Below are 12536 nucleotides of genomic sequence, written 5' to 3'. Positions count from 1 at the left end.
AATCTGTTGCTTGACGTCAACTTCTTCGACGAGCTACGCATCGGCCTGGCGACCGCTGACGACATCCGCCAGTGGTCGCATGGCGAGGTCAAGAAGCCGGAGACGATCAACTACCGCACCCTGAAGCCGGAGAAGGACGGGCTCTTCTGCGAGAAGATCTTCGGTCCGACCCGCGACTGGGAGTGCTACTGCGGCAAGTACAAGCGCGTCCGGTTCAAGGGCATCATCTGCGAGCGCTGCGGCGTCGAGGTGACCCGGGCCAAGGTGCGCCGTGAGCGGATGGGCCACATCGAGCTGGCCGCGCCGGTCACGCACATCTGGTACTTCAAGGGCGTCCCGTCCCGGCTCGGCTACCTGCTGGACCTGGCCCCGAAGGATCTCGAAAAGATCATCTACTTCGCGGCCTACATGATCACCAGCGTGGACGCCGAGCGGCGTGACCGCGACCTGCCGACGCTGGAGGCCCACATCTCCGTGGAGCGCCAGCAGATCGAGCAGGCCCGCGACGCGCAGGTCGAGGCCCGCCAGCAGAAGCTGGAGGGCGACCTGGGCGAGCTGGAGGAGGCCGGCGCGAAGGCCGACCAGAAGCGCAAGGTGCGCGACGGCGCCGAGCGGGAGATGAAGCAGCTGCGCGACCGCGCGCAGCGCGAGCTCGACCGTCTCGACGAGGTGTGGAGCCGCTTCAAGAACCTCAAGGTCCAGGACCTGGAGGGCGACGAGCTGCTCTACCGCGAGATGCGCGACCGGTTCGGCAAGTACTTCGAGGGCGGCATGGGCGCCGCGGCCATCCAGGCGCGGCTGCAGAACTTCGACCTCGACGCCGAGGCCGAGCGGCTGCGCGACGTGATCCGCACCGGCAAGGGCCAGAAGAAGGCCCGCGCCCTCAAGCGGCTCAAGGTCGTGTCGGCGTTCCTCAACACCCGCAACAGCCCGCTCGGCATGGTGCTGGACTGCATTCCGGTCATCCCGCCGGACCTGCGTCCGATGGTGCAGCTGGACGGCGGCCGTTTCGCGACGTCCGACCTGAACGACCTGTACCGCCGGGTCATCAACCGGAACAACCGGCTCAAGCGGCTGCTCGACCTCGGCGCGCCCGAGATCATCGTGAACAACGAGAAGCGGATGCTGCAGGAGGCCGTCGACGCGCTGTTCGACAACGGCCGCCGCGGCCGTCCGGTCACGGGCCCCGGCAACCGTCCGCTCAAGTCGCTGTCCGACATGCTCAAGGGCAAGCAGGGCCGGTTCCGGCAGAACCTGCTGGGCAAGCGCGTCGACTACTCGGGCCGTTCGGTCATCGTCGTCGGCCCGCAGCTGAAGCTGCACCAGTGCGGCCTGCCCAAGCAGATGGCGCTGGAGCTGTTCAAGCCGTTCGTGATGAAGCGGCTGGTCGACCTCAACCACGCGCAGAACATCAAGTCCGCGAAGCGCATGGTCGAGCGCGCCCGCCCGGTGGTGTGGGACGTCCTCGAAGAGGTCATCACCGAGCACCCGGTGCTGCTGAACCGGGCGCCGACCCTGCACCGTCTCGGCATCCAGGCGTTCGAGCCGCAGCTGGTCGAGGGCAAGGCCATCCAGATCCACCCGCTCGTCTGCACCGCGTTCAACGCGGACTTCGACGGCGACCAGATGGCCGTGCACCTGCCGCTGTCCGCGGAGGCGCAGGCCGAGGCGCGGATCCTGATGCTGTCGACGAACAACATCCTGAAGCCGTCCGACGGCAAGCCCGTCACCATGCCCACCCAGGACATGGTCATCGGCCTGTACTGGCTGACGACGCAGAAGGACGGCGCGGAGGGCGAGGGCCGCGCGTTCGGCTCGGTCGCCGAGGCGATCATGGCCTACGACCGGGGCGAGCTCGACCTGCAGGCCAAGGTCCAGATCCGGCTGAAGGACATCCCGCCGCCGCGCGAGTGGATCGCGCCGGAGGGCTACGACTCCGGCCAGCCGTACCGGCTGGAGACGACGCTCGGCCGCGCCATCTTCAACGAGACGCTGCCGGACGACTTCCCGTTCGTCGACGACGAGATCGGCAAGAAGCAGCTCTCGGCGATCGTCAACGAGCTGGCGGAGACGTACCCGAAGGTCGCCGTCGCCAACGCGCTGGACGCGCTGAAGAGCACCGGGTTCCACTGGGCGACCAGGTCCGGCGTCACGATCGCGATCGACGACGTCATCACGCCGCCGAACAAGGCGGAGATCCTGGGCGGCTACGAGGCCCGTGCCGAGAAGGTGCAGCGGGAGTTCAACCGCGGCCTGATCACCGACGACGAGCGCAAGCAGGAGCTCATCGAGATCTGGAACAAGGCCACCGCGGACGTCGCGGTGGACATGGAGCAGGCGTTCCCGAAGGCCAACCCGATCTGGATGATGATCCAGTCGGGCGCCCGCGGCAACCCGCTGCAGCTCCGCCAGATCGCCGGCATGCGCGGGCTGGTCTCCAACCCGAAGGGCGAGACGATCCCGCGTCCGATCAAGTCGTCGTTCCGTGAGGGGCTGTCGGTCGTCGAGTACTTCATCTCGACGCACGGCGCCCGGAAGGGTCTCGCCGACACCGCGCTGCGCACCGCCGACTCGGGTTACCTGACCCGGCGCCTGGTGGACGTCGCGCAGGACGTGATCGTCCGCGAGGAGGACTGCGGCACCGACCGCACGATCCCGTTCGAGATCGTCGAGCGGCAGTCGGACGGCAGCCTCGCCAAGCTCTCCACCACGGAGACCAGCCTGGCGGGCCGGACGATCGCCGAGGACGTCGTCGTCGACGGGACGGTCATCTACCCGGCCGACACCGACCTGTCCGACGCGGTCGTGTCGCGGCTGTTCGAGGCCGGGGTCGAGAAGGTCCGGACCCGCAGCGCCCTGGTCTGCGAGGCCAAGATCGGCGTCTGCGCCGCGTGCTATGGCCGTTCGCTGGCCACCGGCAAGCGGGTGGACGTCGGCGAGGCCGTCGGCATCATCGCCGCGCAGTCCATCGGCGAGCCCGGCACGCAGCTCACCATGCGGACCTTCCACACCGGCGGTGTGGCGGGCGGCGACATCACGCACGGCCTGCCGCGCGTGCAGGAGCTGTTCGAGGCCCGCATCCCGAAGGGCGTCGCGCCGATCAGCGAGGTCGCCGGCCGCGTCAAGATCGACGAGACGGAGAAGGCCCGCAAGGTCGTCGTCGTCCCGGACGACGGCTCCGACGAGATCGCCTACCCGGTGCCGATGCGGTCCCGCCTCCTGGTCAAGGAGGGCGAGTCCGTGGGCGTCGGCCAGCAGCTCATCGCGGGTGCGATCAACCCGCACGAGGTGCTGCGCATCCTCGGCCCGCGCGCGGTGCAGCTGCACCTCGTGCAGGAGGTCCAGGAGGTGTACCGGTCGCAGGGCGTGTCGATCCACGACAAGCACATCGAGATCATCGTCCGCCAGATGCTGAAGCGGGTGAACATCCTCGAGTCGGGCGACACCGACCTGCTCCCGGGCGACCTGGTGGAGCGTCCGATCTTCGAGGAGACGAACCGGAACGTCGTCGCCGAGGGCGGGGTCCCCGCCGCCGGCCGTCCGGTCCTGATGGGCATCACCAAGGCCTCGCTCGCGACCGAGTCGTGGCTGTCGGCGGCGTCCTTCCAGGAGACGACCCGGGTTCTCACCGAGGCCGCGATGCACGCCAAGAGCGACCCGCTGCTCGGCCTCAAGGAGAACGTCATCATCGGCAAGCTCATCCCGGCCGGTACCGGCATGCCGCAGTACCGCAACGTCCGGGTCGAGCCGACCGAGGAGGCGAAGGCGGCGGTCTACTCCGTCGGCTCCTACGACGACGGCGCCGAGTACGCCTTCGGCCAGGGCTCCGGCGAAGCCGTCCCGCTGGAGGAGTACGACTTCGGCCAGTACAACCGGTAGCGCCAGCACGACCGGTAGCGCAAGGCACGCAGAGGGCCGCCACCCGCATCGCGCGGGCGGCGGCCCTTCGCCGTTCTCCGGCCGTCACGTCAGGGTGGCGCCGCCGTTGACGGTGATCCTCTGCCCGGTGATGAAACGGGCCCGGTCCGAGGCGAGGAACGCGACGGCCTCCGCGACGTCGTCGGGGACGCCCAGGTGTCCCAGCGGCAGGCGTCCGGCGTACTCGCCCCTGGTCCCGTCGGGTATGTCCGCATGCCGGTCGGTGGGGATCCAGCCCGGGGCGACGAGGTTCACGGTGATCCCGTGCGGGCCGAGCTCGCGTGCCCAGGAGCGGGTGAGGCCGAGCTGGGCGGCCTTGGCCGCGACGTAGGCACTGGACGCGGGCGGGCCCAGCTCCACGACGTCCGATCCGATGTGGACGATGCGGCCGTGCCCGCGCCGCTTCATGCCGGTGATCGCCTTCTGGGTGAGCAGTAGCGGGCTCTTGACGAAGAAGGCGAGCTGGTCGAGGACGTCCTGCCAGCTCAGGTCCTCGATGGGCAGGTCGGGCTGGGGCCCGGTCGCGTTGAGGACGAGGATGTCGATCCTGCCGTAGGCGGCGAGCACCCGGTGGTGCAGTTCGCCGACCTCGTCCTCGTCGGTGACGTCGGCGCGGAAGAGTCCGGCGCGGCCGCCCGCCGCGGCGATGTCGTCCCGCAGGGCCTCGGCCGCGGACCGGTCGCGCATGTAGTTGATCGCCACGGTGACGCCGTCGCGGGCCAGGGCGGCCGAGATCGCGGCGCCCAGCCCTCTGGACGCGCCGGTCACCAAGGCCACTCTCCGCCCGGCCCCGGTCCTGTCCTGGTCCTGGTCGTGGTCCTGGTCTTGGTCCATCGGAAAACAACTCCGGAGACTCGCACTTAATCTGCTCGAACATATGGGTGTACTCGCGCGCCGGTGATAGTGAGCGGCGTCACGTCGGCGGCGCGGGCGGCGGTAAAAACAACGCAAAACGAGCTGCTGGTCCCGCCTTTCGGCAGCGAGTGTTCAATTGGGGGCTTGCAGTCGGCGGGATGAGGTCGTTACATTCATGACAGAAATCATGACGCATACACCTTGAATCAGTTGCCGAGAGAGTCGCAGGCAAAAGTCGACGCAATTTCACCTCCTATTAACCGGCGCGGCGCGATAGCCGCCCTTACCGGCGAGAACAAGGTTTCGCCCGGAGAATGGCGAGGCCGAAGGAGAGGAGCGGGCGCATGACGTACATGGTGCCGTACAGCGGCATCTCCAACCGGCTGGGCGCGGAAGAGATCAAGGCCGTCACCGACGTGCTGGCGCAGGACACCCTGGCGATGGGCCCCGCGGGCGCCGAGTTCGAGCGGCGCTTCGCGGAGCTGCTGGACGGCCGCCACGTCCAGGTGACCAGCTCCTGCACCACCGCCCTGTTCCTGGCCGCGCAGGTTCTCGGGCTGGGCCCGGGCGACGAGGTCATCACGACGCCCCAGACGTTCTGGGTCACCACCTGGCCCTTGCAGGCCCGCGGCTGCGTCATCAAGTTCGCCGACATCGATCCCGACAGTCTCAATCTCGATCCGGCGACGATCGAGCCTCTCATCACCGAACGGACCAGGTCGATATGGGTCGTCCATTATGGCGGCCAGGCCGTGGACATGGACCCGGTCATGGCCATCGCCCGGCGTCACGGGTTGAGCGTGGTCGAGGACTGCGCCCATGTCGCCGGCGGTACCTACAAAGGCCGGCCGCTGGGCTCCATCGGCGATTTCGGATGTTTCAGCTTCCATTCCCTGAAGAACATGACCACCGGAGAGGGCGGGGCATTCGTCACCGGCGACGACCGGTACGCCGAAATGGCCCGAGCGCTGGGGACCATTCATGTGTGGGGCGAGATGGGCGAGCGCGGCGATCCTCGCATCGGCCCGTACCGGCAACCGGCGTATTACCGGGACGCGCACGTCCGCAGGTCCTACACCCATGACTACGTCGACGGGCGCTACCTCGTCGGCAACAACTACCGGATGAGCGAGTTGAGCGCGGCACTCGGCATCGTCCAGCTCGGCAAGCTGGACCGCCTCAACGGACGGCGCCGCGACATCGCGCACCGCCTCGACGAAGGGCTGCGGCGGGTGCCCGGCATCGGCGTCCAGAACGAGAAGCCCTACGCCCGCCACGTCCACCACCTCTACACCCTCTTCTACGATCCCGAAGCCGTCGGCGCCCCAAAGGACGACTTCATCCAGCACTTGCAGGAGCGGGAGGGGATCGAGATCGTCGTCCGGTACTTCCCCATTCACCTGCTGCCGGAGTTCCGGGCGCTGGGGCACCGCTACGGCGAGTGCCCGGTCGCGGAGAAGACCTACTTCGAGCACCAGATCCAGTTGCCGATCTATGACCACCTCACCGACGACCAGGTGGAGCACATGATCGGCGCCGTGTCCCGAGGGGTCGCCCGGCTCGCCGGAAACCGGTGACCGACGCGCCCCGGGCCCGGGCTCGGGCCGGGGCGGACCCTCGACCTTCCCGACTCCGCACCATCACGTGCTCCCTTCGCATGCCTGAGAACTGGAGATCTCCCATGCCTGGAACGTTGCAGGAATCCAATGGCTCCGAGACCGCCGACGTCGCCGTCACCGGAGGGTCCGGTTTCGTCGGCGGTCACCTCGTCACCGCGCTGAGCGGGGCGGGCAGGAGCGTGACCATCGTCGACCTGGCCGATCCGCCGCCGGAACTGGCCGCCCTTCCCGGCGTCCGGCATGTGCGCGCGGACGTGCGCGACTACGGCGAAACACTGCTGGCGCTGCGCGGCGCCGACACGGTCTTCCATCTGGCGGGAAACGCGAGCGGCTCTCGTTCGGTGGAGTTCCCGAGATTCGATTTCCAGGTCAACGGGCTCGGCGCCTGCAATGTGGGCAACGCGTGCGTCGAGCTCGGCGTCCGGCGCCTGGTCTGCCTCTCCTCGGCGATCGTGTACGGCGTCCCGCAGCGATCTCCCATGACCGAGGAGCATCCGACGCGGCCGTTCCTGCCTTACGGCGCGTCCAAGCTGTCGGGTGAGCTCGCGCTGCGGAGCCTGTACGACGTCATCGGCCTGCCGGTCGTGATCGGCCGCTCCTTCGTGGTCTACGGGCCGGGCGAGGACCCGCGCTCCGCCGGCGGCGAGGTCTCGCAGTTCCTGCGCTGGCAGCTCAACGAGATGCCGATTCCGCTGGTCGGGGACGTCGACCGCAAGACCCGCGACTTCGTCCACGTCTCCGACGTGTGCGCGGCCCTGATCACTCTCGCGGACGCCGGCGCCGCCGGGGAGGTCTACAACATCGGCAGCGGGCGGGAGGTGTCCATGCGCGACCTCGCCGACGCCGTGGCGAAGGCCACGGGCCGGCCGGCCCGCCTGCAGCCGGACGCCTCCAGCCTGGACGACAGCTTCCGGCTGGTGGCCGACATCTCCAAGCTCCGGTCCTTGGGCTTCGAGCCCCGCGTGACGCTGGAGACCGGTCTCGCGTCGCTCGCCGACGGGCTCGGCCCCTTCCCCGAGCTTCCGTCGACGACGGCGATCTTCCGCCGCGAGCGCGTCCCGCAGCCCTGAGCGGCGGCCCGGACGGCCAGGGGGCAGCGGACCGTGAGTGAGATCAAGGGCTCGGCCCGTTCCGTACCCGCGCGCGTATCGGCTCCGAGGCGCGCCGCGCCGCCGGCGACCCGGAGCCGGGCGGCGCGCGTCGCCGTCCGTGGCGTCTTCTTCGCCAACGGCGCCGCGTTCGCCTCCTGGGCCGCGCGGGTGCCGGCCGTCCGGGACGGCCTGGGCCTTTCCACGGGCGGGCTGGCCGTGGCGCTCGCCGGGCTGGCGGCGGGCGCGCTCGCGGGCCTGCCGCTGGCGGGCGTCGCGGTGGCCCGGTGGGGCAGCCGCCGGACGCTGATCGGCGGCGCGGTCCTCTTCTTCGGGACGCTCCCGCTGATCCCGTCGGCGCCCGGTCTCGTGCCGCTGACCGTGGCGGCGGCGATGTTCGCGGTCGGCAACAGCGCCGTCGACGTCGCCATGAACACCCAGGGCGTGCTGGTGGAACGAGCCTGCTCTCGTCCCGTCATGGGCGGCTTCCACGCCATGTTCAGCCTGGGCGGGATCTCGGGTGCGGCGGTCGGCGGCTTGGCGGCCGCCGGGGACGTGGGGGCCGGAACACATTTCCTGCTGACCGCGGTGATCCTCTTCTCCGTCTGCTGCGGCGCGACGATCTTCCTGCTGCCCGACGCACCGGACACCGACGCACCAGACAGCGGCGTACCGGACACCGGCATTGCGGGGCCGGCGTTCGCGTTTCCCACCCGGGACTTGTGGGCCCCTGCGCTCATCGCGCTCTCGGCGCTGATGGGCGAGGGCCTGATGAACGACTGGGGCGCCCTCTACCTGCGGGACGTCGCCGGTTCGTCGGCCGGTGCCGCGGCCACCGGCTTCGCGGTCTTCTCGGCGGGCATGGTCGTCGGCAGGCTGGCCGCCGACCGGATGCGCTCCCGCGCGGCCACCGACCGGTTCGTCCAGGGGTGCTCGCTCCTCGCCGGGGCCGGCGCCGTGCTCGCCCTCGTCGCGCCGGCCCCGGGGACGGGCCTGGTGGCCTACGCCCTGATCGGCCTGGGGCTGGCGCCGGTCGTCCCGGTGGCGTTCAGCCATGCCGCGTCGCACACGCCGCAGGGGCCGGGCCCGTCGATCGCCGCCGTGTCCACGGTCGGCTACGTCGGCTTTCTCGCCGGACCGCCGATCGTCGGCGGCGTCGCCGAGGCGGCCGGGCTGCGCGTCACCATGGCAGTGCTCCTGATCGTGACGTGCGCCCTGAGCGTCCTCGCGCCCCGGCTCGGTCGCGTGTGACGCGGGCCCGACAGGCTTGACCTGGAGGTATGCCGAATTTCTTGACCTTTTGCTGAGTTTTGTGGTGGTACGGACGGGGAGGTACCTCGTCGTTGGCGAAGTACGCGACGGGGGAGAGACGCAGATGAAGAGGGTCATGACCGGGGCATTGATCGTCGGCGTCCTGGGGATCGGGGGAGTCGGCGGAGCCACCGCCGCCTGGTCGTCCGGCGACCAGACCTCGCGCCAGGACTGCCGCACCTATTCGAGCGTCGGCCAGTGCGGCGAGCCGCGGCTGGACGAGAAGCAGCGCGCGTGCGTGACCTCGGCGGTCCAGCAGGGCATGACCGAACGCCGGGCCGAGGTGGAGTGCCGCGCCTTCGGCTGAACGGGCCCGCCGCCACCCGATGAAGTGAAATGTGAACAAGAAATCGAAAGGCGTTAGCGTTGACGCCTTTCTTGGGCGCACTTACTGTCGCGATCGAATCCACTGCCTGATTCCGGAGGCATGCCATGCCGCATGTCAGACGCAAGGCGATCGCGATAATCGGCGCCGTTCTCGTCCTGTCCGCCCTGGGGGCTCCCGCCACGTCGGCCGCCCCGGCGGACCCGCCGCCCGGGGTGACCATCACCGTGGTGAGCGTCAGCCCGGACTGCGAGGTCGGAGAGGTGTCGATGCCCGTGACCGCGACCAGCTTCACGGTCCGCTACTGGGGCTTCCACGCGCTGGCGGGCGGCGATTCCTCCCCAGAAGAAGGTCGGAAGAAGTGCCAGGTCGTGCTGAAGGTGAACAGCGTGGCGGGCTTCACCTACGCGATCAGCGGGCTCCGGTTCGTCGGCTCCGCAGAACTGGCGACCGGTGCGAGCGCTGAGGCGAATACGCAGCACAATTTCCAGGGCACGCCGCCGTCCCAAACGTGGGTCTACAAGCTCCCCGGACCCCACGCCGCGCCTTGGGTGTACGACCAGCAGGTCCCCCTTGAACAATTGGTGTTCAAACCTTGCGGCGAGGAGCGCGACCTCCACCTCGAAACCGAGTTGAGCGTGTCCCTGGGCACCTCGGACCCGGCCAAGGCCGGCATCATGGCCCTGGACACCCCCGACGACTCCGCCACCTACAGCCTCCTCTGGAAGACCTGCCCGTGATGCCGCGCGGCTGAGTCACCGATGATTTCGGTCGGCTCGTATGGTCATAGTGGGTATGCGCAGACTCATCGTCCAGGAACTGATCACGGTCGACGGCTACGTCGCCGGGCCCCAGGGGGAGCTCGACTTCTTCGACTCCGTCTCCGACTACAGCCATGTGGACCGCGACAACCTCAAACTGCTGGAGGACGTGGACACCGTCCTCCTAGGGGCGGCCACCTACCGGATGTTCGTGCAGTACTGGCCCACCGCCGACGAGACGGTCGCCAACGTGGTGAACACCATGCCCAAGCTGGTCTTCTCCTCCACGCTGGACGAAGCCCCGTGGGGCACCTGGGACCCGGCAGAGGTCGTCAAGAGCGATGCGGCCGCGAAGGTCGCCGACCTCAAGCGGCAGCCCGGCGAGGACATCATGCTCTGGGGCAGCCTGTCGCTGGCACAGTCCCTGACCAGGGCGGGCCTGCTGGACGAGCTCCAGCTCCGCGTCGTCCCGGTCGCCATCGGCAGCGGCCAGAGGCTGTTCCCCGACGACTTGGGCCGCCTGGACTTGGAGCTCATCGAAGGCAAGCTCTACCCGTCGGGGATCATCTCGACGCGCTACCGTCCGAGGCGCACATCCGGTGCCTGAGCAGGTCGTCCACCACGGCGGCCGCCGCCTCCGCGCCCCCGCACGGGTACAGGTAGCCGCGCCGCCCGAGCGGGGGGCCTCGTGGTACGCCCACATCCCGCCCGGGGTGGCCAGCACGCTCACCACGATCCCGCCAGCCCTGCGGACGGAGCGCCAGGGCAAGCGCGTCCAGGTACTGCGTCGCGGTTCGCCGCCCATCCGCGTCCGCCATCGAAGCAGCAGGCGCTCCGTCCGGACGCTCAGCACTTCGCCCACGTGGCCTTACCGTTTTCGAGCAGCGGCCGCGTGCCCCACTCCTAGGCGAGCAGCGACACCATCAGCAGCCCGCGCCCGCTCGTCGCCGTGTGATCCTCCGGCTGGACCTCGGGACACCCGTCGCCGTCGTCCCAGACCTCGGTCCGGGCCGCCCGTCGCGCTCGTCCCTCGGCCAGCTCGGACACGATGACCTGCGTGGGTTCCGGCGGCTTGCTGATGTGATCAAGGGCGTTTCGGGCGGCTTCTAGAGGGCCCGGTTGAGGGCTTCGGTCAGTGCGATCGGGGTGACCACGAGGTTGTCGAAGCGCCAGCCGTTCTCGGTGCGGCGTGCCCTGTAGTGGTGGACGCCGGCCGCGAGGGCCTCGGTCTTGTCGTCGATGATGAACACGGCGATGTCGTGGGCCCGCACCGTGGCCGTCTCGCCGTCCACCTCGATGATGAGATTGGACTTGCTGTGCAGGGTGCGGACGTACGTGTCGTGCCCCGAGCGCACCAGTTCAATAAGCGCCTCGATGCCGTGGGCCTCCCCACGCGGGGACTTGACGTCGACGTCCTCGGTGAAGAGCCGGTCGGTCTCGCTGTAGCGGCCCTCGTCGATCCACAAGCTGTGGCGGGCGACCAGGTCGGCGAGTTCGGCGCGGTCGGCGAGTGCGCGGATCAGAATTTCGGTGCTGGTCATGATGGCTCCTATTGCTTGGTGTGGGTGAGGAAGAAGTCGCGGACGTCCTCGGCGAGCAGCTCCGGCACCTCCATCGCGGCGAAGTGGCCGCCGCGCTCGAATTCCGACCAGTGCCTGATGTCGTACAGGCGCTCGGCCAGTGGTCGCACCGACTGCGTGATGTCGTGCGGGAGCACCGCCACGCCGACCGGTACCGGGCACGGCTCGGTCCGCCGCGGGGTCTCGCGGCTCAGTCGCGCCGAGGAAGCCGCGGTGGCGGTCAGCCAGTAGAGCGAGATGTCGGTGAGCATCCGGTCGTCGCTGATCTGCGAGCGAGGGTCGGTCCACTGCGCGAAGCGCTCGGCGATCCAGACCAGCTGGCCGACCGGTGAGTCCGTCAGCGCGTAGCCGATGGTCTGCGGTGTGAGGGCCTGCAGAGCCTGGTAGGGCGGACGATTCGCCATCAGCTGCCGGACCTTGTCCAGCCTGGCCTCGTCCGTTTCCGACAGTTCGATGTCCGCGTCCGGGACCGGCCTGGTCGGCAGGTAGTTGACGTGCACCCCGACGACCTGCTCGGGCGCGACCGCGCCGAGCGCCATCGAGATGCCCGCGCCGAAGTCGCCCCCGTGGGCGCCGTAGCGCTCGTACCCGAGACGGCGCATGAGCTCGGCCCAGGCTCGCGCGACCCGCACGATGTCCCAACCGCGCTCATGGGTCGGCCCGGAGAAGCCGAACCCCGGGATGGACGGAATCACCAGGTGGAAGTCGCGCGACAGCGGCTCGATCACGTCGAGGAACTCCAGGAACGAGCCTGGCCAGCCGTGGGTGAGGATCAGCGCGAGCGCGTCCGGCTTCGAGGACCGGACGTGGACGAAGTGGACGTCCTGCCCCTCGATCTCGGTGATGAAGTGCGGAAGCTCGTTCAGCTTCGCCTCGTGCCCGCGCCAGTCGTAGCCGGTGCGCCAGTACTCGGCGAGCTCCTTCAGCCGAGCCAGCGGGAAGCCGTAGTCCCACCCGGCGTCGGCGACCTCGTTGGGCCAGCGGGTGCGGGAGAGCCGGCCGGTCAGGTCGTCGAGGTCGGCCTGGGGGATGTCGATGCGGAACGGCTTGATCATGGTCTTCACTCCAGAGGTATTCGT

Annotated in this window: 11 protein-coding genes; 7 read left to right on the top strand and 4 right to left on the bottom strand. The window is 69.3% G+C overall.

The features are described from left to right. Nucleotides 1-6 precede the first annotated feature (6 nt). Nucleotides 7-3879: a DNA-directed RNA polymerase subunit beta' gene (locus tag ACH35V_RS20945; protein WP_395974516.1), complete on the top strand. Its 3873-nt coding sequence runs from the start codon at nucleotides 7-9 to the stop codon at nucleotides 3877-3879. A gap of 84 nt (nucleotides 3880-3963) precedes the next feature. On the opposite strand, the gene ACH35V_RS20940 is transcribed toward ACH35V_RS20945, so the two are convergent. Next, nucleotides 3964-4752, bottom strand: a complete 789-nt coding sequence (locus ACH35V_RS20940) for an SDR family NAD(P)-dependent oxidoreductase (RefSeq protein ID WP_395974514.1) — start codon at nucleotides 4750-4752, stop codon at nucleotides 3964-3966. A gap of 365 nt (nucleotides 4753-5117) precedes the next feature. Here ACH35V_RS20940 and ACH35V_RS20935 point away from each other — a divergent pair, with 365 nt between their 5' ends. From ACH35V_RS20935 to ACH35V_RS20910, 6 genes are all read left to right on the top strand, one after another. Next, entirely contained in the window at nucleotides 5118-6350 is a 1233-nt protein-coding gene (locus tag ACH35V_RS20935; protein WP_395974513.1) for a DegT/DnrJ/EryC1/StrS family aminotransferase, read from the top strand. A 104-nt stretch (nucleotides 6351-6454) separates the two neighbouring features. Further along, nucleotides 6455-7462 carry an NAD-dependent epimerase/dehydratase family protein gene (locus ACH35V_RS20930; RefSeq protein ID WP_395974511.1) on the top strand — a complete coding sequence of 336 codons (1008 nt, stop codon included), beginning with the start codon at nucleotides 6455-6457 and terminating at the stop codon, nucleotides 7460-7462. Between the two features lie 33 nt (nucleotides 7463-7495). Then, nucleotides 7496-8731 carry an MFS transporter gene (locus ACH35V_RS20925; protein WP_395974510.1) on the top strand — a complete coding sequence of 412 codons (1236 nt, stop codon included), beginning with the start codon at nucleotides 7496-7498 and terminating at the stop codon, nucleotides 8729-8731. Nucleotides 8732-8855: 124 nt separating this feature from the next. Continuing rightward, nucleotides 8856-9098, top strand: a complete 243-nt coding sequence (locus ACH35V_RS20920; RefSeq protein WP_131963194.1) for a hypothetical protein — start codon at nucleotides 8856-8858, stop codon at nucleotides 9096-9098. Between the two features lie 125 nt (nucleotides 9099-9223). Then, nucleotides 9224-9856, top strand: coding sequence for a DUF4360 domain-containing protein (locus ACH35V_RS20915; protein WP_395974509.1), 633 nt, complete (start codon nucleotides 9224-9226; stop codon nucleotides 9854-9856). Between the two features lie 55 nt (nucleotides 9857-9911). Further along, nucleotides 9912-10484: a dihydrofolate reductase family protein gene (locus ACH35V_RS20910; RefSeq protein WP_395974508.1), complete on the top strand. Its 573-nt coding sequence runs from the start codon at nucleotides 9912-9914 to the stop codon at nucleotides 10482-10484. A 296-nt stretch (nucleotides 10485-10780) separates the two neighbouring features. Here ACH35V_RS20910 and ACH35V_RS20905 read toward each other — a convergent pair whose 3' ends face one another. The 3 genes from ACH35V_RS20905 to ACH35V_RS20895 are packed head-to-tail and all read right to left on the bottom strand — an operon-like array spanning nucleotide 10781 to nucleotide 12512. Next, a complete protein-coding gene (locus ACH35V_RS20905; RefSeq protein WP_395974507.1) occupies nucleotides 10781-10924 on the bottom strand; it encodes a hypothetical protein in 144 nt (47 codons plus the stop codon). Nucleotides 10925-10983: 59 nt separating this feature from the next. Next, nucleotides 10984-11418, bottom strand: coding sequence for a nuclear transport factor 2 family protein (locus tag ACH35V_RS20900; protein ID WP_395974506.1), 435 nt, complete (start codon nucleotides 11416-11418; stop codon nucleotides 10984-10986). Nucleotides 11419-11426: 8 nt separating this feature from the next. Further along, the gene (locus tag ACH35V_RS20895) at nucleotides 11427-12512 is read right to left on the bottom strand and encodes an epoxide hydrolase family protein (RefSeq protein WP_395974505.1); all 1086 of its coding nucleotides are present in this window, start codon (nucleotides 12510-12512) and stop codon (nucleotides 11427-11429) included. Nucleotides 12513-12536 lie beyond the last annotated feature (24 nt).

It is taken from the genome of Actinomadura sp. 1N219, from assembly GCF_044326405.1.
Classification (GTDB): Bacteria; Actinomycetota; Actinomycetes; order Streptosporangiales; family Streptosporangiaceae; genus Spirillospora.
This window is presented reverse-complemented; position numbering and strand designations above follow the sequence as displayed.